Source organism: Lapidilactobacillus salsurivasis, assembly GCF_054785215.1.
Genome location: NZ_BAAABI010000001.1, coordinates 39,938 through 66,658, shown reverse-complemented (window position 1 = coordinate 66,658; position 26,721 = coordinate 39,938). Strand labels below are relative to the sequence as shown.

The following is a 26,721-nucleotide window of genomic DNA, read 5'->3' as shown; positions in this document are numbered from 1 at the left end:
GGCGCTCCTTACTAACGCTGACAGATGCGTTATAATGAGAATAATGACATAAAACCCACAAAGGATGAGTGAATATGAAACCTGAAGAACAATTAAGTGCAACAGTCCAGACGTTATTGAATCAGTGCCGGGAGCAGATTGCGCCGCATACGTTGAATTTGTTAATTAGCGGACCGGACTCGTTAACGTTGAATCCAACTGCTTCGCAAATCGTTAAAGATCAAGAAGGCAATTATGTTTTGACGGTCCCCAATCCACGCTTTGCTAACTTCATTGTAGCGCATGAATTGTTACATTTACAACAGGAAACCAGTCAAAGTATTCAAGTTGGTCCAGTTGATGATACCGATAAGCAAATGGCGAACTTTTTGGCTGTGTTTGGTCAAATTATCTTGGAAACAATTCTGCACCAAGCCATGTTACCACGATTGAAAGCAATGGGTGTTTTGGATCAACCGGCCCAAAACGCCATTCGGGAATATGCCAGCGCTAATTTGATGCACGATGATGACTTGCCGGCTGGGAGTGAGGGCTCTACAGTGACTGGCAACGTGTTACAGATTGTGGGCGCGCGTGTCCTCTTAGACGCAGAAACTCTTGCGGACACTAGCTGGAGTGCTGATTTCCCTCGAGCTTGGTCGTTAGCGCAAACCTTGCAAGAAACTTGGCTGGAGAAACCCTTAACGACCAATCGCCAATTGCGGGCAGCGTTGATGCGGGTTTTGAATCTGTTCATGGATAAGAAATTAATTGACGAGCAAATCGATTTAGGCCGTCATTTAACCGTGACCGCGGTTCTTTCTCCCCGAGAATTAAATCTGAAGGTCAGCCAATTATTCCACTTCTATCATCAACCTGAACCTGAGTTGGCCGATTTATATTTGCTGCTGGGTGATAAAGATGAGCAGTGTGTTGGCACCTTCAAAATCCCAGTTGATCAGCAAGGCTCAGAGGCGATGCATGAGCGTTACGAACAGCGGGTCGAAGATTTCCTTAACGAGCATCAGATCGAATACGCCCAGCGCGACGGCCACTATTTACCGGAGCAATTTCCCGGTGAGCAGCATGAATGAGTTGATTGCGGCGATCAAACAGGCGCAACGGATTACTTTCTTGACTGGAGCGGGCGTCTCGACACATTCGGGCATTCCCGATTACCGCTCCAAAACCGGCCTGTATGCTGGCGCTGCCAATCCGGAATATTTGCTGAGTCATGAGAACTTGACCCAGCATCCCCAAGCCTTTTATGAATTTGTGACTAAACGGATGTATTTTCCCGCGGCGCGACCAAATTTGATTCACCAAGAAATCGCGGCGTTGTGTAATGAGAAAGGGACGCTGGTGACGCAAAATGTTGATGGTCTGGACAAACAGGCAGGTAATCAACATGTCATCGAGTTTCATGGGAATCTGTACGATTTGTATTGTCAAAAGTGTGGTCAAGCGGTTAGCTATGAGGACTTCGCCCAGGACTATCATCATCAAATCGATGGAGGGATCATTCGGCCGCACATCGTTTTATACGGGGAGTCGATTGCGTCGGAAATCTTGATGAAGTCGGCTCAGGCGATTGCTAACGCCGATTTGTTATTGATCGTGGGGACGAGTTTTCGGGTCTATCCCTTTGCCCAACTGATTCAGTATCGTCAAGCCGAGACGCCGATTTATGCGATCAATCGTGAGAGTATTGCCGCACCAGCGTCCGTTCGCCTGATCCAAGACGATGCGCTGACGGTTTTTGAAGAAATTCGGAAGGGGTTGGAAACATGTTAGAGCAAGAACGTGCCGAAATCGACCAAATCGATCAGCAATTGATGCCGTTGTTGGCCCAACGGTTACAGGTGGGCCAACGTATCGCCGCCGTTAAGCACCAGCATCAGCTGCCACTAGTTGATCGGCGGCGCGAGGCCCAAGTTTATGAGCAAATTGGACAACGCGTTCCCGCCGAACAGGCCGAATATGTTCGAACGCTGTACGCCGATATCTTATTAGTTTCCAAGCAGTATCAGGCTCGATTGATCAAGGCGTGGCAGGATGAGGCAGATGGTCAGTCGGCTCCTGACGCCGACCAATCCAAGCTCAAGTGAGTTGGTCCGATCAGCTCCTGACTAAGGCTTAATTGCGGTCGTGATGACACGAACGCCACCCCAATTTTTCGGGTCAAATTGCCCGCCGGCCATCAAAAAAACGCAACCCCAGCCAAAGGGAGTTGCGTTTTTGATTTGCCTGGCATCCAGAGCACGTTTCGAGCGTGGGCGCTTAGGCGTCATAAAAGCCTAAGATCGCAATGGCGACCATGATGCCGCCCACGACGATATATTGTTTGGTACTGAGTTTCTCCTTCAGGAATATGCGCGCCAGAATGATCGAAACGATACTGTACGAAGCAATCATTGGCGCGGCGATGATCGACTTAGAAGCCATCGCGCCAACGTAGAAGAATTGACCTAAAGTTTCGAAAATCGCAGCTAGACCACGATATTTTTCCTTGAAAACATTGACGGTTTCCTTCTTGACGAAGTGCAGGTAAAGCCAAACTAGGATCCCCACGAACAAGAAAGTCAGTTCGTAGCTCATGTTGGCCTGATCTTCAGGCAAGATCTTCTTGTAATCTAGGTAAACCCCATCGAGGTATGTGCCCATCGCATCTAGCAAGGCATAGATCACGGGGAAAATAATCGCAATGGCACTGATGCGGTACTTCTTATCGACTTTCTCACCGCTGGCTTTTAGCTCAGCATCTGCGGACTGTTTCTCAAAGATCCCTAGCAAAAGCATTCCCAAGATGATCATGAACACGGCGACCCATTCTAGAGGCGCCATATTGCCATGCATAAAGAAGAAGGAAAGTAAGACGACAAAGGCGCCAGAAGAATTGCTGATCGGGCTGGAAATCGACAATTCAATATAACGCAAGCCGAAATAGCCAACCGCCATTGATAAGATATACATGGAAGAAACAGGCAGATAAACAAGCAAGTTCCGCCATTGATAATCGATGCCCTGATAAACGCCGTAATAAAGGATCGCGTGAAGCCCCATGACTAAACCGACCATGATCACGGTTTTCAAGGCACTATTTTGCTCCTTTTCGTTGTTGCCGATTTTGTAGAACAGGTCGGCAGTTCCCCAAGCAAGCAAGGTAATCAGTGCTGGTAAAAACCACATAAATGAGTTGCCCCTTTTCATTTCATTAACTTTTTGTCAACGTCTAGAATAGAATAGCGAATCTGGTGGGAGGCGTCAATGGTCTATCGCCTTTTTTTGCTGAAAATATGGCAAGTTATTGATTGTTGTCAGGCGCGCCTAATTATTGGCCGACTGGAAGTAGCTTGCTCGTGGCCGGTGTCATAATTGCGACACTAGACGAAAAGTAGCTTGGCCGCAACTTGCGCTGCGCGTGGCGTTGGTGGAACGCTGCGGGCACGATTTTGAGCTTTTCGGAAACCCGCCGAAAATCTCAAAACTCGGCCTTATTGTAGGCGATAAATCGCCAACAATAATATCGCGGCTGACTCACCCCCAGCCCGACCTTCCGCCAACTAGTAAACGATCCACCAACGCCACGCTCCGCTCCAGCCGCTCAACGTTATAACAGCCGCTTGAGCATTCACGCCGACTGACAAGCTATGGCTAATTGATGAGGAGCCACGCAACTGACGACCCTAGTTAGTGGTTACAAGCTTTAAATTGGTGACACCAGTACAGCCCATCTGATGAACAGAACTAGTTCTCAGCGAATCAACAGAATCGGTCGATTTTCATCGGGGATTGTCTAGAGAGCAGGTAAAGATGTCTAACGAATGTAAAGTGTCCCGACATCCTAATCCGCATCCGTTGGTGTTGCCGTACCACCTCAAAACTAGTCGATTGTTTGACCTCTAGCTTGCAAAACTACTTCGTCAAATTCTTCGCCTTGATTGCAGATAGGCGCAATTCTGTTCAGCAACCGCCTCAGGACGTGTGGCTCAGCGGTGAGATTATTCTTAGCGATTCATCGCTTAGAATAAGGCTCGATTTGAAGACAAGCCGCCGGGCTTGCGGATTGGCTTCAAACGATGCCCACCGCGTTCGAAACAGAGTGCGCAGCGCAACGGGTTGACTTCGAGCATTAGCCTAGCGACGGCTTTGGAAGCGGGCTTCGCTTCCGAAACCGTTGCGTAGCTAAGCACAGAAGTCAGTTGCGCGGAGCACGTTTCCAGCCACGATAAACGTCCTGAGGCGGTTGCGTCCCCATCCAAACCCACTCAAATCTGCCATCAAACGAAAAATCATGAATAGGACCCGGTTGCGCTTACGCGCAACACCCGCGCGAACCTGCAATCATGCGAAAAAACAGCGGCCACTCCACTGAGTAGTCGCTGTTTCGTATATTGTGTGGTTAGCTCGAACTGGTGGGTAAGCTTGCGCTTAAGCCAGTTTCTTAAAGACGGGAATCTGGTTCAATGGGGCCGCCGCCATGATCGTTTGTTCACCGCTGTATTCATGTTGGTCGTTAACGTTCACCCAACGACCAGCCGGCAAGTAAACTTCGCGTTCGCTGATGCCGGCGCGAAGAACGGGCGCGACGAGGTAATCGGAGCCGAACATATATTGATCTTGTAATTCCCAAGCATGAGCATCATCAGGGAATTCATAAAACATTGTCCGCAATAGTGGCGCGCCTGTTGCGCTGGCTTCTTGGAACAATTGCTCGATATATGGCTTCAAACCGTCACGAATCTGCAACTGATCCTTCATGATTGCAAAAGCGTCCTCGCCATAGCTCCAAATTTCGTTGTCATGACCGGTGTAAAGACTGCCACCACCATGATCGGAATCAGATAACGCCGGAATATCATGGGGGCCGCGATCACCATGCATTCGTAGGAATGGAGTGTAGACCGCAAATTCGAACCAACGGATCAGCAATTCCTTAAAGGCGGGATCATTGACGTCATCGGTCATAAACCCACCAATGTCGGTGGTCCACCAAGGAATTCCGGCCAGTCCCATATTTAAGCCGGCGGATAATTGATCTTCTAGGGATTCAAAGGTACTAGGAACATCGCCTGACCAGATCAAAGTGCCATATTTTTGGCTGCCGGCCCAACCGGAGCGCACCAAGTGTAGTTGTTTCTTAGCGGGATCGTCGGCGGTGATGCCATCTTCAAAGGCTTGCACATATAATTGAGGGTAAATATTGGTAACTTCAAGCGCTGGTCCTAAGTAGTAGCGGTAATTATCGTAGTCATAGACCGCGTAGTCTGGCTCGGCGTTATCCAACCAGAACATATCGATGCCGTAATCATAGTAATTAGCCTTGCATTTCGCCCAAATAAAGTCACGTGCAGCTGGATTGGTTACATCGATCTCCAAGCAATCGCCTTGGAAATCATAGGTTTGGATTGAGCCGCGTTCGGTCCGAATCAGGTAGCCCTTTTCAAACATTTCTTCGAAGTTCTCGCTCTTGCGGTCAACTGATGGCCAAACGGAAACCACAACCTTGGTGCCCATGGCGTGGAGTTCGTCACACATGGCTTTAGGATCTGGCCAGTATTCAGTATCGAAATGCCAGTCGCCTTGGCGCGTCCAGTGGAAGAAGTCAATGACGATCACGTCCAGCGGTAGCCCCAATTCCTGATAATGACGGGCAACTTTGAGGACCTCAGCTTGGGTGCGATAACGTAATTTCGATTGCCACAAGCCTAACAGACCATCAGGTAAGGCAGGGGCGCGACCGGTCACCGCGGAGTAATTCTCCACGATTTTAGCTGGCGTATCAGCCACGGTGATCCAATAATCCATTTGTTTCGTGGCGTCCGCGTGCCATTCAGTCATGTTCTTACCGAAGTTGACTTGGCCGATACCTGGGTGGTTCCACAAGAAGCCATAGCCTAAGCTAGAAACGGCGAAGGGCACAGTGACTTGCGAATTACGTTGAGCCAGCTCTAAAGTACAACCTTTGAGATCCAAATATTTCTGTTGGTATTGACCCATTCCGAAGAGTTTCTCGCCATCATTGGGGTCGAAACGAACGGTCAAGCCATAATCGCCGCCGATAATTGGTTTCCAATCGCGACCGATGATCTTCAAACAACGGCTTTCATTGCTTTCAGTGCCAAAATAGGAGCGGAAGTATTCGCGAAGAATCAGTTGACCATCGCGGAAAAAGGACAAGACTCCCGCCGCATTGACTGTTGCCTGTAAACGGCCATTGACGATGTTCGCGGTGCCGTCGTTTTCATTGATTTCAATGTCAGCTTGTCGTTGCGCTGGCGCAACTGGTTGGCTTAAAGCCCAATCGTTCGCGGTGAATTCAGGGTATTCGGTTGCTCGGATCCGCAACGCATCCTGACCCCAAGCTTCTAAACGCAGTGTTTCATTTTGGTGACCAACGATCAGGGCACCATCTTTGATTTTGTATTGCATGATTAACCTCCCGTGAGTTAATGACGATTAACACAATGATGACGTAACTACTTGGCACACGTTTACGCCTCTAAGGTTAATATAGCTATCTTATCGCTAAAAGGCTATAATAAAATTGACTTAAAGTAACACAATATTGCGCAAAAAGGATAAATAAATGTACGGAGAAGAACTGAAAGAACTCGAACCACATGGCACCAAGTTGTTTCCGTTACGGGTCCATGATTTTTGCTCGGATCCCACGGTTATTGAGCGGGTCGCCACTCATTGGCATTCAGAATTTGAGATTCTCGTCGTAGTCAACGGACAAGGGGAACTGCATTTGAATGGCGCTTCTTATCCACTCCAAGTGGGGGATGTGGCGGTCATTCAACCAGATCAATTACACGCGATGAGCGCGCCCATGGCGGTCCCGTTTGATTTCTACGCGGTCGTTTTTGATCCGATTTTGTTACAATCGGCGGTGCCGGACAGTATTCAGCAGCAATATTTAAGTGCCCCGCTTCAAGTGCCACCGGTCTTGCCACCGACCGCACCGCTAGTGTCGCAACTAAAGGCGGAATTGGCAGTGATCCAGCACGACTTCGATCAAAGCGCGCCGGCTTATATGTTACGAATTAAGGGCCACCTCTATTTGGTTTGGGCAATTCTGGCACAGTTGGCGGAAACCGCCCACGTTAAAGTTAATTCTGGCGGGATCGCCGTGGAACTCACGAAAACAGTGATCGCCTTTATTCAAGCAAATTATGAGCAACCGCTGACGCTGAGTTCGTTGGCGACGCGCTTTAATTTGAGCAAAAGTTATCTCTGTCGTATCTTCAAACGGACAACCAAGATTGCGTTGACCGATTACATCAATATCTTGCGTATTACGCAAAGCACGATCCTGTTGAAGACCACCACCGATTCAATCAGCGCGATCGCCAGTCATGTCGGCTTCAACAATGTTTCTTATTTCAACAAGATTTTCCACCGCCGGTTGCAACTTACGCCAACCGAGTACCGCCGGGCCGCCATCGCGCCAACGTTAGGCGAATGACTCGAGTGATCAACAGTTGCAGCTGTCGTGGTTGGATCACAGGACAACAAAAAAACAGACGTGGTTAGCGTCTGTTTTTTTGCTTTTTTAGGGGAGGAAGCAAATTAAGCGTTTTGATCAACCCGTTGTTCGTCTTTAGCTTTTTGCACAATGGATAAAGTTGTATCTTTATCGAAGAAGTGCGCTTTGTTCAAGTCGAACCCGAGTTGCATTTCTTCGCCAGGTTTGTGGTAATCACGCGCGTCAACTTTCGCAACGTATTCAGTATCACCTGATGTGACGTAAAGCATTGATTCAGCACCAAGTAATTCAGAAACGACAACTTTACCTTTAACAGTTGCATCAGGGAATGTTTCTAGGAAGGCACCTTCAGTATGGATGTCTTCAGGACGAACACCTAAAGTCAAGTCCTTACCATTGTAACCATCTGCGTCCAAGATCTTAGCGCGACCTTCTGGAACGTTTAAGCGTAAGCCATCACTATTATCAGTCAAAACACCATTTTCATAATGGACTTCGAAGAAGTTCATAGCAGGTGAGCCGATGAAACCAGCGACGAATCTGTTCTTAGGCGTATCGTAAACTTCAGCAGGAGTCCCGATTTGTTGAACTTCACCCATTGACATAACAACGATCCGGTCAGCCATGGTCATCGCTTCTGTCTGGTCATGGGTTACGTAAATCGTAGTTGTGTTCAAGCGTTGGTGTAATTTAGCGATTTCAGCACGCATTGTGACACGTAACTTGGCATCCAAGTTTGATAAAGGTTCGTCCATCAAGAAGATAGGCGCATCACGGACGATCGCACGACCTAAAGCGACACGCTGACGTTGACCACCTGACAAAGCAGCTGGTTTACGTTCCAGATAATCAGTCAAGCCTAAGATTTGTGCAGCTTCGTCAACACGTTTCTTGATGTCAGCTTTTTCGTATTTACGTAATTTCAAGCCAAAAGCCATGTTATCGAAAACAGTCATATGTGGATACAAAGCGTAGTTCTGGAAGACCATGGCGATATCACGATCCTTAGGAGCAACGTCGTTCATGACTTTGCCACCGATCTTTAAGTCGCCTTTCGTAATATCTTCCAAGCCGGCAATCATCCGCAATGTTGTTGACTTACCACAGCCTGAAGGCCCAACGAATACGATAAACTCGTGATCATCAATGTGTAAATCAAAGTCGGATACGGCGAAATTATCTTCTTCAGCATTTGCATAACGTTTGTAAATGTGATCTAAGTCTACTTTAACCATTTAGAAAAACACCTTTCTTTTTCGAGTACGCTTATATCATAAAAGAAAACGATTTCCTAGACCACCCTATTTCGCACAAAAAAGCGTTTTTACCATTGTGCAACATGACCAAAGGCGCCGTGGCACTAGTTGAAATGGCTTAACCACGGCGCTTTGATGACATGTGGACCGTGTTCGTCATTGAAACACGCCTGCCAATCAGTTGCCGCGTTCTCTTTCATAAATAGTTCGCTTGAAATTAGCTCGGTTCCGCCAGATAATCATGTTAGAACAGCAAGGCTGTTGGCAAGGGCAGGAGCCCCATGAAAGTAGGTGGAAAGATTGGATTTGATCGGTTTAACAACCTGGACAGAACATCCCCGGCTGTTTCCCGGTGTCAAGAAACCAACTTTAACAGAATATAGTCGCGTTTTTCCCGTGGTTGAGTTGGATACGTTTTTCTATGGTTTGAAAGACGTCAAGATCGTCCTGAATTGGCAGACTCAAGTTGCGCCGCAGTTTCAGTTCATTGTCAAGCCACCGCGCGAACTAACGCTCCATGAAGCGCCGGCCTCCGGTGTCAGTCTGGCCCAAATCTATCAGCAGTTCTTGGCGACGATTGGGCCATTACAGGAGCGTGGGCAATTGGCGGGTGTTTTGATGCAATTCTCGCCGAACTTTGGGTTGTCAGGTTCAGCACTGGATTATTTAGCGTTTGCGCGCAAACACTTGCCTAGATTGCCGATCATGATTGAGTTCCGTCATCGTAGTTGGTATGATCCCCGTTACTTCGATCAAGTGGTGGAACGGTTCCGCGCCTTACAATTGACTTTAGCGATGATCGATCAGCCTGATATTGGCGCTGACAGTGTGCCGTTGCGGCCAGTGGTGACCACCCCACAACTGGGCTTTTGGCGGTTTCACGGTCGTAATGGTGTGAACTGGGCCAAGAAAGGGTTTGGCGGTAAGACGGGACGAACGTTATATCATTATTCTGAAACCGAGTTACAAGAATTGGCCACATTGGTGAAAGAGTTTTCGTCCCAAGTCGCGCGTAATTACATCATTTTCAATAATAACTCTGGCGGTGATGCCGCAGAAAACGCCTTACAATTTAGTCAAGCATTGGGGCTGAACTATCAACGTCCAGGGGGGCAACAGTTGGATCTGTTTGAGTGAAAGTAGCGGTCACCTTTCTGAAAAATCAAGATCGGCTAGGTCATTATTTCCAACGCGTTATATGCTATAATAAACTCTGAATATGCTTCGGCATGTTAAATTCGAACTTAGAGCAGTTGGAGGTTTTTTTCGTGGCAAAACCAACCTATTATATTACAACACCGATTTATTATCCTTCAGGAAAACTAACGATCGGTAATTCCTACACCACCATCGCGGCTGATTCTTTAGCACGCTACAAGCGCTTAAAGGGTTACGATGTGTTCTTCCTGACCGGAACAGACGAGCACGGGTTGAAGATCGAACAAAAGGCGGAGGCTCAGGGGATTTCACCTCAAGCTTACGTTGACAAGATGGCGGCGGACATCAAGCAGCTTTGGCAAAAACTGGAAATCACCAATGATAAATTTATTCGGACCACGGATGATTATCACGTCAAAGCCGTCCAAAAAATCGTGGAGCGCTTGATTGCGCAAGGCGATGTTTATTTGGGTAAATACACCGGTTGGTATTCTGTTTCTGATGAGGAATATTTCACGGAATCTCAATTGGCTGAAGTTTATCGCGACGATCAAGGCCGGGTTATCGGCGGCAAGGCGCCGTCCGGTCACGAGGTCCAACTGGTCAGCGAGGAATCGTACTTCTTCAAGATGAGTAAATACGCGGATCGTTTGTTGAAATATTATGATGAGAATCCCCAATTTATTCAACCGGAGTCGCGGAAGAATGAAATGATCAATAACTTCATTAAACCGGGCTTGGAAGATTTGGCGATGTCACGGACAACGTTTAATTGGGGTGTGCCGATTCCTAGCAATCCGAAGCACGTGGTTTATGTTTGGGTCGATGCGTTACTCAACTATATTACCGCGCTTGGTTATGGTTCAGATGATCAGACCTTGTTTGACAAATACTGGCCAGCGGATGTCCATTTCGTCGGCAAAGAAATCGTGCGGTTCCACACGATTTATTGGCCGATCATTTTGATGGCGCTGGATCTACCTTTGCCTAAACAGGTCTATGGTCATGGCTGGCTGTTGATGAAAGATGGCAAAATGTCCAAGTCCAAGGGGAATGTGGTTTATCCGGAAATGTTGGTGGAACGTTACGGTTTGGACGCGTTGCGCTATTATTTGATGCGGGCTTTTCCTTTTGGTCATGATGGGATTTTCACCCCGGAGGATTATGTCGATCGGATCAACTTCGATTTGGCGAATGATTTGGGGAATCTCCTGAACCGGACCGTGGCGATGATCAACAAGTACGAGGCTGGGCATGTCCCAACGGAATTAAGTGATACCACCGGCTTTGACCAGAGTTTGCGGGAGACGGCCAATGCCACGATCACCGCTTATGACGAGGCGATGACCCATTATCAATTCCCAACGGCGCTAGAGAAGGTTTGGCAACTGATCAGTCGGGCCAATAAGTACATTGACGAGACTGAGCCTTGGGTTTTGGCGAAAGATCCAGCTAAAGCTGCCGAATTGGCTAACGTGATGGGCCATTTGGCGGAAAGCTTGCGGATCATTGCGCTTCTGATTCAGCCGATCATGACCCATGCTCCGAAGAAGATTTTCGCCCAATTAGGGTTGCAGGATGCTGAGTTGGCGGAAACCAGTCCAATCTTCGGTCAATTCCCAGCAGGGCGTGTCGTGGTTGAAAAGGGGACACCGATTTTCCCACGGCTTGACCGTGACGAAGAAATCGCCTATATCAAAGCCCAGATGAGCAAGGAACAAAAACAACCGGCCGCGGCTAAACCGGCCGCGCCAGTTGCTGAACCAGCGGCGAAACCAGAAATCAAGTTTGACCAATTCGATCAAGTTGAGATCAAGGTTGCGCAGATCTTGGCCGTTGAGAAAGTCAAAAAGGCTGATAAATTGTTGAAGTTCCAATTAGATCTAGGAAACGGAGAGCAGCGGCAGATTCTATCCGGCATCGCGGAATTCTATCCCGAATTCGATCAATTGGTTGGGCAGAAAGTCTTAGCGGTAACTAATTTGGCGCCCCGGAAGATTCGCGGTGAAGTCTCCAACGGGATGTTACTTTCGTCAGAAGACAGCCAAGGACAGGTGCAACTGGCTTTGGTTGGCGCGGAGCATGCCAACGGCGCGTTGATTGGTTGATCAACCAGCGAGCCATCAGTTGATAAAAGGTAGCGGATCGCTGAAATCAAGGGGTTACAATGGTTAAAATTTTTGATACACATACACATTTAAACGATACGCCTTTTGCTGGTCAAGAGGCGTCTTTTGTGCGCCACGCCGCGGCATTGGGTGTGGTCAAACTGGCCAATGTTGGTTCTAACCAAACATTAAATGAAGGGGCCTTACGGTTAGCGGCGGAATTTCCCAATGCTTACGCGATCATTGGCTGGCATCCGGATGACGCGAAGGATTATGATACCGCGGCGGCGGCTTGGTTACGCGCGAATTGCCAGCGATCAAAAGTAGTGGCGATTGGCGAAATCGGGTTGGATTATCACTGGGATGCGTCACCGCGACCCGTTCAGCGGCAGGTTTTCGCCGCGCAACTGGCTTTAGCTAAAGCGCTTGATCTGCCAGTATCGATCCATTCTCGTGATGCTTTGGCGGACACCTACGCCATCTTAGCGGCGGCGCAACTGCCGCCCCAGCGAATCATTATGCACAGCTTCAATGCGCCACCAGAATGGGTGCCGAAGTTTCTAGATTTAGGGGCCTATCTTTCCTTTAGTGGGGTGATCACGTTCAAAAACGCCGCCTACTTGCGGGAAAGTCTGGCGCAAGTTCCCTTGAATCGTTTATTAATTGAAACAGATGCGCCATACTTGACGCCAATGCCCCATCGCGGACAGCAAAACGAACCTGGTTATACGCGTTATGTGGCAGCAGGAATCGCGCAAAGTTTGAGCTTACCGCTGGCAACGATTGCCCAGCAAACATACCGGAACGCGTTGCAAGTTTTTGGTTTGGAGGATAGCGAATGATTCAAGAAGTGATCATCGTGGAAGGACGCGACGATACGCGGCGACTGCGGGAGGTTTTTGGCGCGGTGGACACCATTGAGACACGGGGATCAGCGGTTCCGCCTGCGATCTTGCAAGAAATCAAAGCTGTCGCGGAGAAACGGCCACTAATCGTGCTGACCGATCCCGATTTCAATGGTGAACAGATCCGTAAGAAGGTGCTGGCCGTGGCGCCGAACGCCAAGCAAGCGTTCTTGCCACGCAGTCAGGCTCGGCCACAAGGAAAAGGAAGCTTGGGCGTGGAACATGCCAGTGCGGCGGATCTACGGGCTTGCCTGGCCCACGTTCTGACCACGGATCAGACATTTGTGAGTCAGCTTAGTCGCCGTGATCTGGTGGCGGCGGGGTTGATTGCCGGACCGGCGGCGAAACAGCGGCGCGAGCGGCTCGGTGATCTGTTGCACATCGGTTATGCCAATGGCAAACAACTTTTGCCGCGGCTTCAGATGTTACAAGTTTCCGCCGCGGATTTCCAACAGGCCTTGCGACGATTGGAGGACAATGATGACTAATCAACCACAGCGACTTGATATCGCCGATCCAATCCGGACCAACGCGATTTTGCATCAGTACCATTTTGAATTCAAGAAGAGTTTGGGCCAGAATTTCCTGACCAATCGGCCCGTGATCGCGGGGATCTTGGCGGCGGCGCAGCTTCAGCCAGATGACTTGGTAATCGAGATCGGTCCCGGGATCGGTTCGTTGACCGAACAGTTGGCACGTGAGGTTCAACAAGTGATTGCCGTGGAGATCGATCAACGCTTGATCCCGATTCTTGAAGCAACCTTGGCGCCTTATGACAATGTGACAGTGGTCCACCAAGACATTCTGCAGACGGATCTGGCGAGTCTAGTGGCCGCCCACACTCAACCTGGCTATGGCCAAATCAAGGTTGTGGCCAATCTGCCCTATTATATTACGACCCCGATCATGTTTAGCCTGATCAATGGCGTGACCCAACCAGATGTGTTGGTGCTGATGATGCAAAAAGAAGTGGCGCAACGCATTATTGCCCACCCTGGTCACAAGGATTATGGTCCCTTGAGTATCAGCACCCAACTGCAAATGCAGGCGGAAATCGACCAAATCGTTCCGAAAACGGCCTTCGTGCCCCAGCCTAATGTGGACTCGGCCGTCTTGCGGCTACATCGTTACGCGCAGCCACCTTATCAAATCGTGGATCGTCAACGTTTTGACCAAGTGGTTCAGGCCAGTTTCCAACAACGGCGCAAGAATTTGCAGAATAATTTATTACGGCTGGTCGGGAAAGACCAGAAAAGTGAGTTATCTGCTGTTTTTAGTCAACTGGGGTTAGTGGGCACATTACGGGCCGAGCAGTTGGCGATTCCGGATTTCATTGAATTGACCGCGGCGCTGGCTGATTTTCGCTGGAGCAAATAAGGGTGATGCGCTTTCCGTTCTGGCGAGGCTGAGAATTTAATTTTAATCTCATTTTTTAATAAACTTGAAAAAATTCACAATTTGTGCTATACTTAAGCCCAAGGAGTGAGGCCAATGCCAATGTCATTATCAAGCATCAAGCATCAACTTGACGATCATATCGGTCAACGGTTGACGGTAGTTGCCCAGGCAGGACGGAAAAAGATTACCAGACGTCATGGCACTTTGAAGGAAACTTATCCGGCAGTCTTTATCGTTGACTTGAATCAGGATGAGAATTCTTTTGAACGGGTTTCTTACAGTTACACCGATTTACTAACCAGATCGATTGAGATCGAGTTCGACAATAGTTCTCTTACAGCTGAATAGTTACTGGTCGTCGTATTTTCATTTGGATTTACAAGCAGTCAAGTCGGGCACGCAGGTGTTCGGCTTTTTTTCTAACCTTTTTTTAAATGATTGCGGTGGCGGGGACATTCGTGGGTCGCGACTAGGTGGGTGCTGGTCGTTGGCGGACGGTCAGTGACAGTGGATCCGGCGCGCTCGTGGTACAATGACGACAATAGAGAAATGTGGTGAAAACATGGAAATCAGTGAACAGGCGCCAGCTAAAATCAATCTGGGGCTGGATCTGCTCTACCGCCATCACAACGGCGCCGAAGAATGGCGGATGGTTTTGTTGGCAGTGGGTCTGGTGGACACAGTACGAATTCAACCGGATCCAACTGGTCGCATTCAAGTGACGACCAATCGAGATTTCTTGCCGGTGGATCAGCGCAATTTAGCTTATCGCGCGGCCCAGTTACTGCAGCGGCGCTTTGATTGTCGCCAGGGCGCGAAAATCGAAATCATCAAACGGATTCCGGTTTCGGCTGGTCTGGGGGGCGGGTCAGCGGATGCGGCCGCGGTGCTTCGGGGTTTGAATCGGTTATGGCACCTACAACTATCTTTAGCGGAATTGGCCCAGTTGGGGGTGGAATTAGATGCCGATGTCCCTTTCTGTGTGTACGCGACGCCTGCTGTGGTCAGCGGTCAAGGTGAACGGGTCGAACCTTTGGGACTGGTGCCGAATTTTTGGTTGGTCTTGGTCAAGCCCCAGGTCAGCGTCTCAACGACTAAGCTATTAGCCCAAGTGTCATTGACCCAATTGACTCATCACCCAGACATTGCTGGGATTTGCGCGGGATTGCGTCAGGGGGATTGGCCGATGGTGGCGCGGGGGATGGCCAATAGTTTAGAAGAAGTCACCAGCACTCAACATCCGCAGTTATTGGTGATCAAGGAGCGTATGCTGCGAGCGGGCGCACTGGCTGCGCAGATGAGTGGCACTGGTCCAACGATGTTCGCGTTGACCGCCAAGCAGTCCCAGGCTAGGCGGATTTATAACGCGATGCGGGGATTTTGCGAGGAGGTTTACTTGGTTCAACCGCTGAGTTTATTACCCTTCCCAATAAAAAGCGAACGATTTAGCAAAAAATAAGTAAATTGTCTAGAAATTTCAACTTATTATCGGTATAATTGAGCTAATAATTCGAGGAGAAGATAATAATGAAAGTAAGGCGTAGTGATCGGTTGATCGACATGACCAGTTATCTGTTGGACCACCCCCGGGAATTGATCTCCCTGCCGTTTTTCGTGCGGCGCTATGATTCGGCTAAATCGTCGATCAGCGAGGATCTGGCCATTATTAAACGAACTTTTAACGCGCGCGGTTTGGGGCGTGTACAAACACTTCCTGGCGCGGCTGGTGGGGTGCAGTATCTGCCTGGTGTTAGTCAGAGCGGCGCAACGGATTTCCTGGGAATGATGGCCCTGAAATTAGCCGAAAAAGAGCGACTATTGCCCGGCGGCTATCTCTATTTGTCCGATTTACTTGGTAATCCAACTTATTTGCGCATGATCGGGCGGTTGATCGCGGCGCTTTATGTTGATCAACAGGTCGACGCGGTGATGACGGTGGCCACTAAGGGCATCCCCATCGCGCAAAGTGTGGCCACTTGCTTAGGTGTTCCTTTTGTGATCGTGCGGCGCGACGCGAAAATTACCGAAGGCGCCACCGTCAGCGTGAATTACGTCTCTGCATCCTCCTCACGAATCGAGAAAATGGAGCTCTCCAAGCGTAGTCTGCCCGAGGGCGCGAATGTGGTGATCGTCGATGATTTCATGAAAGGCGGCGGGACGATTCACGGAATGCATGATTTGCTCAAGGAGTTTGAGGCCGAGTTAGTCGGTATTACCGTTTTTGCTGAAGCGACTTTTGCGGGGCAACGGGTGGAAACAGAGTACACCTCACTGTTGAATGTGGTGGCCGTGGACACGCACGCCAGCGAGATCAAAGTGGAGTTAGGTAATTATCTGGACAAATTGGCCGCGGTCACTTCGGATCAGGCCTGAATTCAGCCCTGGGTTGAAGGCTAGGGTGGTTAGTAAGTTTTGGCTGTTAAAGTTGTTTCTGGGAGTTTGGAAATCGTGGCAGATTTCCAAACTTTTTTTACAGTTATTTTGATCGAGCGTTAGGAGAGCATCCTTTTGCCATTGTCAGTTTTTGGGATAGCGGTCATCAAACTGATTTGGAGCAGGCGGTCGGTAAAATTCAGGTAGCGTCAAAAACCATGCCTTAAAACTTAAACGAAGGTTGACTTGAAATCGGCCAATCTGTTTGCGCCATCAAAAACCTACGCCAGTTCATCAAACAGACTGCGCTGGTGTCACCAATGTAAAGGTGATGACCACTAACCACGGTCTTCAGTTCCGTGGCTCCGCATCAATTGACCATAGCCTGCCAGTCGGCGTGAGTGCTCAAACGACTATGATAACGTTGAGCGGCTGGAGCGGAGCGTGGCGTTGGAACGTGTTCGCCGACCTAGCTTTTTCCGCCTAGCTAGGTTAATGCTCAAAGTCAACCCGTTGTGTTCCGCACTCTGGCGTTGGTGGCTGTTTATCCGTTTGGCGGAAGGTCGGGCTGGGGGTGAGTCAGCCGCGATATTATTCTTGGCGGCTTTGCCGCCTAGAATAAGGCCGAGTTTTGAGATTTTCGGTGGGCTTCCGAAAAGCTCAAAATCGTGCCCGCCGCGTTCCACCACCCCCAGCCCGACCTGGAGCCCACCACATCTGCAATCCACCAACACCCTGCCTTTTTCCATTGAGTTTATTTTGCGATTAAGTTATGATTAACATGATTCAAGAGTCAAAAATCTCTAAATTGGTTTACTGAAGGGAAGCTTATTATGTCAGGGCGTTATACCGTTATTTTAGCAGCTGGTCAAGGAACACGAATGAAGTCGAAGTTGTACAAAGTATTGCACCGTGTTTGCGGCCGGGCCATGGTCGATCATGTATTGACGCAGGTCGAACAAACAAATCCAGAGAAAATCGTGACGGTCGTGGGTCATGGGGCTGAAGCGGTCGAAGAATTATTAGGTGCGCGCAGTGATTATGCCTTTCAAGAAGCACAGTTGGGGACTGGACACGCGGTTTTGCAAGCGGAGGCGAAACTAGGTGCTTTGGCCGGGATGACGTTGGTGGTCAATGGCGACACCCCGTTATTGACGGCGCAAACCTTTGAGAAATTATATGCTTATCATCAAGCGAAGGGCGCCAAGGCGACGATTTTGACCGCCCATGCCAGTGATCCCACTGGTTACGGTCGCATCATTCGCAATGAATTAGGCATTGTCGAAAAAATCGTCGAACAAAAAGATGCTACTAAAGAAGAGGCGGCAGTGACTGAAATCAACACCGGCGTTTATTGTTTTGATAATCAAACCATGTTCAAGGCCCTGCACCAAGTGACCAATCATAATGCCCAAGGTGAGTATTATTTGACCGATGTGATTCAAATTTTGAAGGATCAAGGCGAGATCGTCGCCGCTTACCAAACGCCTGATTTCAACGAATCGCTGGGCGTGAACGATCGCGTGGCGTTGGCGCAGGCCACAAAATTGATGCAACGGCGGATCAATGAAGCTCATATGCGCGCGGGTGTGACGCTGATCGATCCTGAAACTGCCCACATTGACGCGGATGTGCGGATCGGTAACGATACGATCATTGAAGGCCAAGTCAATTTGAAGGGCAAAACAGTGATTGGGTCCGATTGTTATATTGGCGCGAATTCTGAGCTGACCGATAGTATTTTGGCTGATCATGTTCACGTGACCAGCTCAACGCTGGAGCAGGCGCAAATGGCTGCTGGTTCTGATATTGGCCCGAACAGCCATTTACGGCCCCAGGCAATCATTGGCGCGGATGTGCACATCGGTAATTTCTGCGAAGTCAAAAACGCGACGATTGGCGCCCGTACTAAGGTCGGCCACTTGAGTTATGTTGGCGACGCGACCCTGGGCAGTGATATCAATGTTGGCTGTGGTGTGGTTTTTGTTAACTACGATGGTGTCCACAAATTTCATAGTGAAGTTGGCAGTCACAGTTTTATCGGCAGTAATTCCAACATTGTCGCGCCAGTTAAATTAGCGGATCATAGTTTTGTGGCGGCGGGTTCAACCATCACCGATGACGTGCCAACACGGGCTTTGGCCATCGCGCGGGCGCGCCAAACGAATAAAAATGACTATTGGCAGAAATTACCCCTTGCTCAGGACCCCGAATGGCATTAGAATTTAGGTAGTGTGTAAAAATAGGAGGAAACAATGACAAGTAGTTGTGCTGATTCAAAACTGAGGATTTTTTCGTTAAATTCCAATAAGCCTTTAGCGGAAAAAATCGCGGCTGCAGTTGGTGTACCCCTGGGTAAGTCATCCGTAACACGTTTCTCTGATGGTGAGATCCAAATCAACATCGATGAGAGTATTCGTGGTGCCGATGTTTTCCTGATTCAATCGACCTCAGCGCCGGTCAATGATAATTTGATGGAATTGTTGATCATGATCGATGCGTTGCGCCGGGCTTCAGCCAGAAATATCAATGTGGTGATGCCTTATTACGGCTATGCGCGTCAAGATCGTAAGACGCGGGCACGGGAACCGATCACGGCGAAATTAGTCGCTAATATGTTACAACGCGCTGGCGCTGATCGGATTTTGGCATTGGATCTCCACGCTCCCCAAATTCAAGGCTTCTTTGACATTCCGGTTGATCACTTGGTTGGCTCGCCGTTATTGGCGGATTATTTCCTGGCGAATCACTTGGATGAGAATGCCGTTGTTGTTTCGCCAGACCATGGTGGTGTTGGCCGAGCACGGAAATTAGCGCAGTTCTTAAAGGCGCCGATCGCGATCATTGATAAGCGTCGGCCACGGGCGAACGTGGCGGAAGTCATGAACATCATTGGGAAGGTTTCCGGTAAGCGGGCCATCATTATTGATGATATGATCGACACTGCCGGGACAATCACTTTGGCGGCGCAGGCCCTCATTGACGCTGGCGCTAGTGAAGTTTATGCGTCTTGTACCCACCCAGTTCTATCTGGACCAGCAATTGAGCGGATCACCAAGTCACCAATCAAGAAATTGATTGTGACTGATTCGATCAATTTACCGCAAGAGAAGGTCATCGATAAAATGGTTCAAGTTTCAGTTGGGCCATTAATGGGCGATGCGATTCGCCGGATTTATCATGATGAACCGGTGAGTCCATTGTTCATCAATCGTTATCAGGGCCACAACCAAAATCAATAAGTTTTCGACCACAAAAGGACCACAGCCAAGAAAAGGCTGTGGTCCTTTTGACTCGAGATTTTGGGTCTAAAATCCTAGCGCAAGTTTTATCGGCTTCTTGGTAAAATCAATCTAGTTGGACCCTTGTATATTTACTAGAAATCCATTGCTGGCCACCAAGATTATACCAGATTTCTGCGCCGTTGCTGGCCTGGGCGAAAACGCGCCAGCGCGATTGATGGGGGAGTTTGTTCCAGGTGGCCAGCTGCCGGTGGGCGCCATAATGATTCCAAAGCGCGATACCGTAACCTGGCAGATAGTTGATAGTGGCGACGCCTTTTAACTGCGTGATGTGATAATTATCGCGGGGTGGCTCTGCTAATTTGAGATACTTAGCTTGAACCCATTGCTGACCGCCAAGATTGTACCAAGTTTCGTCTGCGCGGCTGGCCTTTTCAAATATCTGCCAACGGGATCGATGAGGGAGCCGTTTGACTTGTCTTCGACCGTAAACCAACTGACGGGTGTCTCGAAAATCGTCCCAGACAGCAATCCCATAGTTGGGATGATATGCGACGGTGCCAATGGCATTCATGGGATCAACTTGCCAAGTCGTCGTTTCGCGGATACGCTGATACCGATAAATGATCACCACTGTACCTGAACGGAATGTCCCGGTCGCGTTGCTGGGATTCGCTGTCAAGGTATAACCGGCAAATGATGTCGCCTTGGTTTGATAAGCGGTGCCCACGATACCTCGAAGATGGGCTGGGGCTTGAAGATCTTGACCGTCTGGATCTAGGTACTGAACTTGGACATCACCCATGTTGCTTGGATGTGGCGGTGTTCTTTTCTGGTAGTGATAAGTAACGGTCGAACCCACTTGATCACTAAAAGTGCCGCTAGCATTGGTTGGGCGAGCCACTAAAGAGTAGCCGGGAAATTGTTTGCCTATTGTTGTATACGGATCGCCATAGAACTTGCCTGCGGGTGAAATTGTTTCTGTGTCCAGTAGCGTGTGCGCTTGATCATCGACTTGATAATTAACGGTAATAGCAGCTGCAGGATTGGCGTCGTAGTAGTAATAAATGTCACCCCGATCCTGGTTGGAACCCGTCAATGGCTCGGTATCGGTGACAGTCTTGCCAGCGCCGTCGATCTTCGTGGCGTCAACATGATGCGCTTTAGAAACGGTGTAACCGGGGATCTCCCGATCGACTAGGCTGGAAAGATCATAGGTGCTAGGAGTGGTTGTATTTTGCTTGAAATCAATGTATTGATTGAGAAAAGGAATCTGAGCCAGTTCTTTTCTGGTGGTCGTATTGTGTGGATTGGCGATGAAGTGAATCGTTGTAGCTGGAATTGCCTGCTTTAAATCGACCTCTGTACCTGCAAACATGACCTTTTTAATGGCATCAATGGGCGCTTCCGAACCAAGCATATCATTGTGAACAACACCACCTAGTTGCAAACTGATCCCATAAGAAATAGATATTCCAGATCGATAGGAAGAGCCGAGTTCCAATGACATCTTGCCGTTGATGGTATCGTTATAAGGAAAGTTACTGGGATTTTCGCTATACTTACCAATGGTCCCCTGATTACCGTGCCAAAAGAATTGGTCGACAAAATATCGTTGTGGATAGTGACTAACGTGATCATAGTGTGGAGAAAAAACTGAGGCGAAAATATATTTCTTAAAGATTTCAGCCATTTTCGGATAGGGCTGACCATTGGCGTCAAGAATCTCATTGATTCCGTAAGTCGTTGTTTCTATATTGGGATCAGTATTGTCCTCGCTGAAATAGATGCTTAGTCGCGTGTTAATTTGTCTGCCTTGAACTTGAATATTTGGCGCTGCTACCAATGCGCCTAGTAAAAGCGCAATCCCTAAACTTAAACAGCGCCAGTGACGTTTACCTAACTTCAATCGTCCCACCCCTAAGTTTTTTTGCAACGTGGTCTCCACCCCAGCGGTTTCCACTTAACTACGTCAAGCTTCTGAAAGCGAAACCCGCTTCCAAAATCCTGGCTAGGTTAATGCTCAGAAGCTACCCGGGGTGGCTCACACTCTGCTTTGAATACGCGCTAATAATAGCATGGTCTCGTGATGAGACAAATACTTATTCCCGCTGATTTATCAACTTATCTGACGACTTTTTGTCAGATAAAAACGTAACAAAAAACTGATGATCATCAAGCTGCTTGGCTTGATGATCATCAGTTCTTTGCGAGACATTTCTCAATTATAGTTGACGGTGTTCCGATGCTTGCTCATCTTTGGTGGCTTGTTGCGCCGCCAATAAATCGCGGATTTCTTTCAAGTATTGTTCATCAGCAGGAATGGCTTCTGGCTCTGGCTCGGCTTGTTTGGTGGTCAGATCTCGTAATTTGTTAAATGATTTGACGATCAGGAAAATCACGAACATCATGATCAGAAATTGAATCACATCATTGAGGAAACTGCCAATGGTAAATTTGGCGGCGCCAACTTGAAAGGAAATTGAGGACAAATCAACGGATCGAGTAAAGATCCCAATCAAGGGACTGAGAACGTTTTTGGTTAGGGAAGCGACTAGACCGTTAAAGGCGCCCCCGATCAAAACACCAATGGCCATGTCGATCACACTGCCACGAGAGATAAATTCACGAAATTCTTTGATCATTGTTATTTGCTCCTTTGAAAGTTAAATTTACGCGTGTGGGTCAACTAGGCAGTCGTTGCGTAAGAAGGTTTGAAATTCCTGATATAGTGGTTCGAACAGTTGCAGCTCTTCAGGATGGATCATTTCTCGAGGGAAGAAGAAGCGCTCGTCACCGGTACTTTTTCCCGTGATTGCCGCGACGATCGGACTGACCGTGGAAAGTTCTTCCAAGGTGCCGTCCGGTTCCATCAGCTCGATTTGCGTTTTCGGCTCCTTGGAAGAAGGATCATAGGCGTCATAGGGCAAGTCGTAGCTGTCATTGACGGCTGTGTAATATTGGGGATTGAATCCAGCCGCCTCGATCAATTCTTGCAGATGAGGCAGCAAGTCACGGGTCTCTGGGGTGAAGCGGACCGACTTCAATGGCCGCCGATCGAGAAAACGAGAGGTCAAGTCGCGTAGGATATCATCAGGATGGTCTCGCCACAAGGTGAAGTAGGTGGTTAAGACACCGTCATCTAACCGCAAATAGTCTTGCAAAGTGAAGTCATCTTCGAGGAACGGAACTAATAGGGTAGGGGTCTGCTCGTGGTTTAGCTGACCGTGTTCGTAAAGATATTTGGCTCGATGGAGTAAGTGGTCGAGAATTACTTCCATTGAGCGACTGACCGGATGGAAATAGACCTGCTGGTACATTTGAAACCGACAAACAATGTAGTCTTCCACCGCGTGCATCCCACTGGCCTCGAAGGCGATGCCATTCCGATACGGACGCATCACCCGTAAAATTCGGGTCAAATCGAACATGCCGTATTTCGTGCCGGTATTATAGGCGTCGCGCAACAAGTAATCCATCCGGTCGGCGTCGATCTGACTGCTGATCATTTGGACGACTTGGGGATTGGCGTATGTCTTGCCGATCACGCTGGCGACCTTTTCTGGGAAATCTGGGCCGATGCCGCGCAAAACCTGGTTGACTTCTGTTTCAGGAGAGGTCAAGATTTGGCGAGTGATCGCCTCGTGATCCGTCCCGAAAATGTGCTCAAAAGTATGGGAATATGGACCGTGACCGATGTCGTGGAGCAGGGCCGCGCATAAGGCGACCAGACGTTCCTCATCGTCATGCCACAAATGATCTTCAGGAGTCTTCGAAGGATAATTACGCTGGAAATTGTTACAAATCTGCCGCGTGATTTCATAAACGCCGACACAGTGAGTAAAGCGAGAATGCTCCGCCCCATGAAAAGTATACGAGGACGCGCCTAATTGCTTGATGCGCCGTAACCGTTGAAACTCCGAGGTATTGATCAAATCAAGAATGACTTGATGGGTCACATGAATGTAATTGTGAACGGGATCGCGGAGAACCTTTTCCCGTGGTAACATGATTGGTTTTTCCATTGCTGACAACTCCTTCATTTAATCGTGTTCGCCGCCCCAGCGCTTTCCGCTTAGGTACGCCCGGCTTCCAGAGGCAAGGCCCTGCCTCCAAAATCCTGGCTAGGTTAATGCTCAGAAGCTCCCGGGGTGGCTCACACTCTGATTTGAAACGTGTTCGCCGCCCCAGCGCTTTCCGCTTAGCTACGCCATTGTTCCGGAAGCAAGGTGCGCTTCCAAAACAATGGCTAGGCTAATGCTCAAGCGCAACCCGGGGTGGCTCACACTCTGGTTCATGCGGATTGTTTTTCACTGGATCGGCTGATTGAGTTCGACCAGCGCTTGTTGTGCTTGGTTAAAGTAAGTTTGATATTCTGGTTCCGCAAGTAGGTCCATGAAACGCAGTGGGTCCAATTCGGTGTCTTGAGTCTGCAGACCCTTTTGGATCATTTGCAGGGTTTCGTGAACTTTCAATCCCGGAAGGAACGCCGCTAACGTGGTCATGACTTGCGGGTCGACCGCTGGGAAAAGTGGCGGTTGCCCACCACTAGCCTGATAGAAAGTACGCATCAATTCACCGCGTTGAGGTTGATCGCCGTTGACTCCTAAATAGGCCATGATCGCGGTCGCTCCGCGGCTGCGTCGTTGGGCGATGCCGGCGACTTTTTGCGTGCCCAGACTGAGATCGAACGTTCCTGGGCAATATGACGTGGCCACTTCGCCAGGAACCAGCGCCAACTTCTCGGCGGTGAAGCCGGCTTGTAAGAGCGCGGTCATCATTTGATAGCCTTGGTTGATCGTCACTTGGTAATTGGGTGGTAGAATCAGCGAGATGTTTAGGATACCTTGATCACTGGGGATCCCCAGGCCACCTGCGTTCCGGAAGAAGTAGCGCCAGCCCGCCTGATCAAGACCTTGCAAACCTGCGGATAATTGGGGCAGTTGCCGATCACGTAGCCCTAAGATCACGGTCTGTTCAAGGGTCCAGTAATGAAGTAACGGGCGGCGCGTCCGTTGTACCAAGCGCATAAACGCTTGCGTATCCGCAAAAGCGTCTAAACTTCTGTCAGGTGGATAATGGGACTGCAGGACATCGACGACCGGTGTCGGATTTTCAAAAATGATGATGGTCACCTCACAAACTAAGCTAGCCTTAGTATAGCGTAAACCCGGTCTTCAGGGCAAAAAACATGCTATTTTTTTGGGTAATTGTGGTCTAGGCAATTGCTCGGTGGTTAAGCACAGCAGACAGTTGCGCGCAGCACGTTTAGGTAGAGTGCGGAGCGCAACGGGTTGACTGCGAGCATTAACCTAGCTAGGATTTTGGAGGCTGGTCTTCGCCTCCGGAAGCCTAGCGTAGTTAAGCACAGCAGACAGTTGCGCGCAGCACGTTTCAATAAAGTGCGCACGACCGGTTGATTTGCTATATAATTAAAGCGATGGAGAAAAGAGGCGGTAGTATGCTTGATTTAACAGCACCAATGCCTGTGCACTTACAAATGTCGACCCGGATCGAACAGGCAGGTGAGATCACGGCCCATCATTTCGATGAACCAGGTCAATTGGTCCAAATGGGGTCGACCTTGTATTTGCGTTATCAGGAACGCGATCCGGAAACTGGCGCCCAAACGCCGGTCACGATGAAGATCCAGGGAGATGGGTTGGTGATTTTGACCCGGGGGCAAGCGGATCTGCGGTTACAATTACATTTTCACCCGACGGAGCGAATGACCACGGCTTACAAAACGCCTTATGGCGAGATTCCAGTCACGACAGCCACCACGCTGATGGAAAGTCGCATCAAAAGTGAGCCATTACATGGCGAAGTCGCGATTGATTATCAACTTTTTTCTGAAAAAGAACTGTTGGGAAAATATCAATTACGATTGATTTTCAAGGCTTAGTCGAGTATTATTAAGGATAGACTGCTGAAAGGATGTGTCCCCCCAAATGGAATTAGATGTTTTTGCGGGCCAAAAAAAATCCGAATTGTCACTGATCGAAGTTGCGCATGCCATGCTGGAAGTGCAAGGTGAAGCGATGCCTTTTGCGGATATTGTCAACCAAGTCCAACAGTACTTGGGTAAGAGCGATGAAGAAATTCGTGATCGGTTAGGACAATTTTATACTGACTTGAATATGGATGGCAGCTTTATTTCTTTAGGCGAGAACGTTTGGGGGCTACGGGAGTGGTATCCATACGAATCCGTAGACGAAGAAGTCAACCATCCTGAAGATGACGAGGAGCGCCCACGTAAGAAGCGTCGCCGCAAGGTCAATGCCTTCTTGGCCGATGTTTCTGACGATGATGACGTGATCGATTACAACGATGATGACCCAGAAGATGAAGATGATTCTGACGACGACGATGACGACGCCATCGAGGTTACTGACGAAGATGACGATGACGACAGCGAAGAAAGTCATCCCGCTGACTTCAAGCCAAGCCTGACCGATCTTGACGACCCTGACGATAATGATGACAGTGATGAGTTGGATGATGGGATCGAAGGACAATTATCTGAATTCAACGATGATGAATTGGTTGACGACGGTGATGCTGACTTCAGTTCTGACGATGACAGCGCCGATGACGATGATCATCACGACGATGCCGATGATGATGACACCGACAAATAATTGAACTTGAGTAATTTTTAAATCGACCCGTGCCAGTAAGCTAGTTCTTGCTGACACGGGTTTTTTGTGCCACCAAAAGCGGGTGACGTCAAGGTTCATCCTGACCAGCTCTACTTAGTAATAAATAGTAGTTGACAGAATTGATCGCGCGCACTATACTGGTTCAGTA

25 protein-coding genes are annotated in these 26,721 nt (G+C 48.9%); 18 read left to right on the top strand and 7 right to left on the bottom strand.

The genetic code is table 11. The features are described from left to right. The first annotated feature begins 74 nt into the window (after positions 1-74). Genes ACYVSB_RS00310 through ACYVSB_RS00300 form a run of 3 tightly spaced genes read left to right on the top strand, consistent with a single transcriptional unit; the run spans position 75 to position 2,087 of the window. Entirely contained in the window at positions 75-1,073 is a 999-nt protein-coding gene (locus tag ACYVSB_RS00310; protein ID WP_461217961.1) for a hypothetical protein, read from the top strand. Next, the gene (locus ACYVSB_RS00305) at positions 1,066-1,773 is read left to right on the top strand and encodes an NAD-dependent protein deacylase (protein ID WP_125597159.1); all 708 of its coding nucleotides are present in this window, start codon (positions 1,066-1,068) and stop codon (positions 1,771-1,773) included. The genes ACYVSB_RS00310 and ACYVSB_RS00305 overlap by 8 nt, the downstream gene beginning before the upstream one ends. Beyond that, positions 1,767-2,087: a chorismate mutase gene (locus tag ACYVSB_RS00300; protein WP_125597156.1), complete on the top strand. Its 321-nt coding sequence runs from the start codon at positions 1,767-1,769 to the stop codon at positions 2,085-2,087. Before ACYVSB_RS00305 ends, ACYVSB_RS00300 begins: the two co-directional genes overlap by 7 nt. Positions 2,088-2,259: 172 nt before the next feature. On the opposite strand, the gene ACYVSB_RS00295 is transcribed toward ACYVSB_RS00300, so the two are convergent. After that, positions 2,260-3,168 carry an EamA family transporter gene (locus ACYVSB_RS00295; protein ID WP_125597153.1) on the bottom strand — a complete coding sequence of 303 codons (909 nt, stop codon included), beginning with the start codon at positions 3,166-3,168 and terminating at the stop codon, positions 2,260-2,262. A 706-nt stretch (positions 3,169-3,874) separates the two neighbouring features. Here ACYVSB_RS00295 and ACYVSB_RS00290 point away from each other — a divergent pair. Then, on the top strand, positions 3,875-4,102 hold the full coding sequence (locus tag ACYVSB_RS00290) for a hypothetical protein (RefSeq protein WP_125597150.1): 228 nt from the start codon (positions 3,875-3,877) through the stop codon (positions 4,100-4,102). A gap of 308 nt (positions 4,103-4,410) precedes the next feature. Here ACYVSB_RS00290 and ACYVSB_RS00285 read toward each other — a convergent pair whose 3' ends face one another. Then, a complete protein-coding gene (locus ACYVSB_RS00285; RefSeq protein WP_461217960.1) occupies positions 4,411-6,411 on the bottom strand; it encodes a glycoside hydrolase family 31 protein in 2,001 nt (666 codons plus the stop codon). Between the two features lie 157 nt (positions 6,412-6,568). Between ACYVSB_RS00285 and ACYVSB_RS00280 the strand changes: the two genes are divergently transcribed. Then, positions 6,569-7,450, top strand: coding sequence for an AraC family transcriptional regulator (locus ACYVSB_RS00280; protein ID WP_461217959.1), 882 nt, complete (start codon positions 6,569-6,571; stop codon positions 7,448-7,450). Between the two features lie 104 nt (positions 7,451-7,554). Here ACYVSB_RS00280 and ACYVSB_RS00275 read toward each other — a convergent pair whose 3' ends face one another. After that, the gene (locus ACYVSB_RS00275) at positions 7,555-8,706 is read right to left on the bottom strand and encodes an ABC transporter ATP-binding protein (RefSeq protein ID WP_461217958.1); all 1,152 of its coding nucleotides are present in this window, start codon (positions 8,704-8,706) and stop codon (positions 7,555-7,557) included. A 321-nt stretch (positions 8,707-9,027) separates the two neighbouring features. Here ACYVSB_RS00275 and ACYVSB_RS00270 point away from each other — a divergent pair, with 321 nt between their 5' ends. The 11 genes from ACYVSB_RS00270 to ACYVSB_RS00220 all read left to right on the top strand — a co-directional run bounded on the left by ACYVSB_RS00270 (position 9,028) and on the right by ACYVSB_RS00220 (position 19,911). Next, positions 9,028-9,864, top strand: coding sequence for a DUF72 domain-containing protein (locus ACYVSB_RS00270; RefSeq protein ID WP_461217957.1), 837 nt, complete (start codon positions 9,028-9,030; stop codon positions 9,862-9,864). Between the two features lie 92 nt (positions 9,865-9,956). After that, on the top strand, positions 9,957-11,993 hold the full coding sequence (gene metG / locus ACYVSB_RS00265) for a methionine--tRNA ligase (RefSeq protein WP_461217956.1): 2,037 nt from the start codon (positions 9,957-9,959) through the stop codon (positions 11,991-11,993). A 59-nt stretch (positions 11,994-12,052) separates the two neighbouring features. Further along, positions 12,053-12,835, top strand: coding sequence for a TatD family hydrolase (locus tag ACYVSB_RS00260; RefSeq protein ID WP_461217955.1), 783 nt, complete (start codon positions 12,053-12,055; stop codon positions 12,833-12,835). Further along, positions 12,832-13,386 carry a ribonuclease M5 gene (gene rnmV / locus ACYVSB_RS00255; protein ID WP_461217954.1) on the top strand — a complete coding sequence of 185 codons (555 nt, stop codon included), beginning with the start codon at positions 12,832-12,834 and terminating at the stop codon, positions 13,384-13,386. Before ACYVSB_RS00260 ends, rnmV begins: the two co-directional genes overlap by 4 nt. Next, positions 13,376-14,275, top strand: coding sequence for a 16S rRNA (adenine(1518)-N(6)/adenine(1519)-N(6))-dimethyltransferase RsmA (gene rsmA, locus ACYVSB_RS00250; RefSeq protein WP_461217953.1), 900 nt, complete (start codon positions 13,376-13,378; stop codon positions 14,273-14,275). Before rnmV ends, rsmA begins: the two co-directional genes overlap by 11 nt. 114 nt (positions 14,276-14,389) lie before the next feature. Continuing rightward, positions 14,390-14,644 carry a Veg family protein gene (locus ACYVSB_RS00245; protein ID WP_125597119.1) on the top strand — a complete coding sequence of 85 codons (255 nt, stop codon included), beginning with the start codon at positions 14,390-14,392 and terminating at the stop codon, positions 14,642-14,644. A 214-nt stretch (positions 14,645-14,858) separates the two neighbouring features. Then, on the top strand, positions 14,859-15,755 hold the full coding sequence (gene ispE / locus ACYVSB_RS00240) for a 4-(cytidine 5'-diphospho)-2-C-methyl-D-erythritol kinase (RefSeq protein WP_461217952.1): 897 nt from the start codon (positions 14,859-14,861) through the stop codon (positions 15,753-15,755). 68 nt (positions 15,756-15,823) lie between these two features. Continuing rightward, complete coding sequence (purR, locus tag ACYVSB_RS00235) at positions 15,824-16,669, top strand: pur operon repressor (protein ID WP_461217951.1); 846 nt, start codon at positions 15,824-15,826, stop codon at positions 16,667-16,669. Positions 16,670-16,934: 265 nt separating this feature from the next. Then, complete coding sequence (locus ACYVSB_RS00230) at positions 16,935-17,156, top strand: hypothetical protein (RefSeq protein WP_461217950.1); 222 nt, start codon at positions 16,935-16,937, stop codon at positions 17,154-17,156. A 346-nt stretch (positions 17,157-17,502) separates the two neighbouring features. After that, entirely contained in the window at positions 17,503-18,891 is a 1,389-nt protein-coding gene (gene glmU, locus ACYVSB_RS00225; RefSeq protein WP_461217949.1) for a bifunctional UDP-N-acetylglucosamine diphosphorylase/glucosamine-1-phosphate N-acetyltransferase GlmU, read from the top strand. A 33-nt stretch (positions 18,892-18,924) separates the two neighbouring features. Beyond that, complete coding sequence (locus ACYVSB_RS00220; RefSeq protein ID WP_461217948.1) at positions 18,925-19,911, top strand: ribose-phosphate diphosphokinase; 987 nt, start codon at positions 18,925-18,927, stop codon at positions 19,909-19,911. 106 nt (positions 19,912-20,017) lie between these two features. On the opposite strand, the gene ACYVSB_RS00215 is transcribed toward ACYVSB_RS00220, so the two are convergent. The 4 genes from ACYVSB_RS00215 to ACYVSB_RS00200 all read right to left on the bottom strand — a co-directional run bounded on the left by ACYVSB_RS00215 (position 20,018) and on the right by ACYVSB_RS00200 (position 25,046). Continuing rightward, positions 20,018-21,820, bottom strand: a complete 1,803-nt coding sequence (locus ACYVSB_RS00215; RefSeq protein ID WP_461217947.1) for a MucBP domain-containing protein — start codon at positions 21,818-21,820, stop codon at positions 20,018-20,020. A gap of 316 nt (positions 21,821-22,136) precedes the next feature. Beyond that, the gene (mscL, locus tag ACYVSB_RS00210; protein ID WP_461217946.1) at positions 22,137-22,556 is read right to left on the bottom strand and encodes a large conductance mechanosensitive channel protein MscL; all 420 of its coding nucleotides are present in this window, start codon (positions 22,554-22,556) and stop codon (positions 22,137-22,139) included. A gap of 27 nt (positions 22,557-22,583) precedes the next feature. Further along, on the bottom strand, positions 22,584-23,936 hold the full coding sequence (locus ACYVSB_RS00205; RefSeq protein ID WP_461217945.1) for an HD domain-containing protein: 1,353 nt from the start codon (positions 23,934-23,936) through the stop codon (positions 22,584-22,586). A 285-nt stretch (positions 23,937-24,221) separates the two neighbouring features. After that, entirely contained in the window at positions 24,222-25,046 is an 825-nt protein-coding gene (locus ACYVSB_RS00200) for a lipoyl protein ligase domain-containing protein (protein ID WP_461217944.1), read from the bottom strand. A gap of 326 nt (positions 25,047-25,372) precedes the next feature. Between ACYVSB_RS00200 and ACYVSB_RS00195 the strand changes: the two genes are divergently transcribed. Both ACYVSB_RS00195 and rpoE read left to right on the top strand, forming a co-directional pair. Further along, entirely contained in the window at positions 25,373-25,816 is a 444-nt protein-coding gene (locus ACYVSB_RS00195; protein ID WP_461217943.1) for a YwiB family protein, read from the top strand. A 46-nt stretch (positions 25,817-25,862) separates the two neighbouring features. Then, positions 25,863-26,552 (top strand): DNA-directed RNA polymerase subunit delta, encoded by a 690-nt coding sequence (gene rpoE, locus ACYVSB_RS00190; protein ID WP_461217942.1) that lies wholly within the window; start codon positions 25,863-25,865, stop codon positions 26,550-26,552. The last annotated feature ends 169 nt before the right edge of the window (positions 26,553-26,721 follow it).

What these genes read in the sequence shown, in the direction of transcription:
- ACYVSB_RS00205 (WP_461217945.1), bottom strand. Translation starts at nt 23,936, where the DNA reads ATGGAAAAACCAATCATGTTACCACGGGAAAAGGTTCTCCGCGATCCC.
- ACYVSB_RS00220 (WP_461217948.1), top strand. Translation starts at nt 18,925, where the DNA reads ATGACAAGTAGTTGTGCTGATTCAAAACTGAGGATTTTTTCGTTAAAT.
- ACYVSB_RS00305 (WP_125597159.1), top strand. Translation starts at nt 1,066, where the DNA reads ATGAATGAGTTGATTGCGGCGATCAAACAGGCGCAACGGATTACTTTC.
- ACYVSB_RS00275 (WP_461217958.1), bottom strand. Translation starts at nt 8,706, where the DNA reads ATGGTTAAAGTAGACTTAGATCACATTTACAAACGTTATGCAAATGCT.
- ACYVSB_RS00300 (WP_125597156.1), top strand. Translation starts at nt 1,767, where the DNA reads ATGTTAGAGCAAGAACGTGCCGAAATCGACCAAATCGATCAGCAATTG.
- ACYVSB_RS00245 (WP_125597119.1), top strand. Translation starts at nt 14,390, where the DNA reads ATGCCAATGTCATTATCAAGCATCAAGCATCAACTTGACGATCATATC.
- rsmA (WP_461217953.1), top strand. Translation starts at nt 13,376, where the DNA reads ATGATGACTAATCAACCACAGCGACTTGATATCGCCGATCCAATCCGG.
- ACYVSB_RS00195 (WP_461217943.1), top strand. Translation starts at nt 25,373, where the DNA reads ATGCTTGATTTAACAGCACCAATGCCTGTGCACTTACAAATGTCGACC.
- rpoE (WP_461217942.1), top strand. Translation starts at nt 25,863, where the DNA reads ATGGAATTAGATGTTTTTGCGGGCCAAAAAAAATCCGAATTGTCACTG.
- mscL (WP_461217946.1), bottom strand. Translation starts at nt 22,556, where the DNA reads ATGATCAAAGAATTTCGTGAATTTATCTCTCGTGGCAGTGTGATCGAC.
- metG (WP_461217956.1), top strand. Translation starts at nt 9,957, where the DNA reads ATGTTAAATTCGAACTTAGAGCAGTTGGAGGTTTTTTTCGTGGCAAAA.
- glmU (WP_461217949.1), top strand. Translation starts at nt 17,503, where the DNA reads ATGTCAGGGCGTTATACCGTTATTTTAGCAGCTGGTCAAGGAACACGA.
- ACYVSB_RS00310 (WP_461217961.1), top strand. Translation starts at nt 75, where the DNA reads ATGAAACCTGAAGAACAATTAAGTGCAACAGTCCAGACGTTATTGAAT.
- rnmV (WP_461217954.1), top strand. Translation starts at nt 12,832, where the DNA reads ATGATTCAAGAAGTGATCATCGTGGAAGGACGCGACGATACGCGGCGA.
- ACYVSB_RS00295 (WP_125597153.1), bottom strand. Translation starts at nt 3,168, where the DNA reads ATGTGGTTTTTACCAGCACTGATTACCTTGCTTGCTTGGGGAACTGCC.
- ACYVSB_RS00285 (WP_461217960.1), bottom strand. Translation starts at nt 6,411, where the DNA reads ATGCAATACAAAATCAAAGATGGTGCCCTGATCGTTGGTCACCAAAAT.
- ACYVSB_RS00260 (WP_461217955.1), top strand. Translation starts at nt 12,053, where the DNA reads ATGGTTAAAATTTTTGATACACATACACATTTAAACGATACGCCTTTT.
- purR (WP_461217951.1), top strand. Translation starts at nt 15,824, where the DNA reads ATGAAAGTAAGGCGTAGTGATCGGTTGATCGACATGACCAGTTATCTG.
- ACYVSB_RS00280 (WP_461217959.1), top strand. Translation starts at nt 6,569, where the DNA reads ATGTACGGAGAAGAACTGAAAGAACTCGAACCACATGGCACCAAGTTG.
- ispE (WP_461217952.1), top strand. Translation starts at nt 14,859, where the DNA reads ATGGAAATCAGTGAACAGGCGCCAGCTAAAATCAATCTGGGGCTGGAT.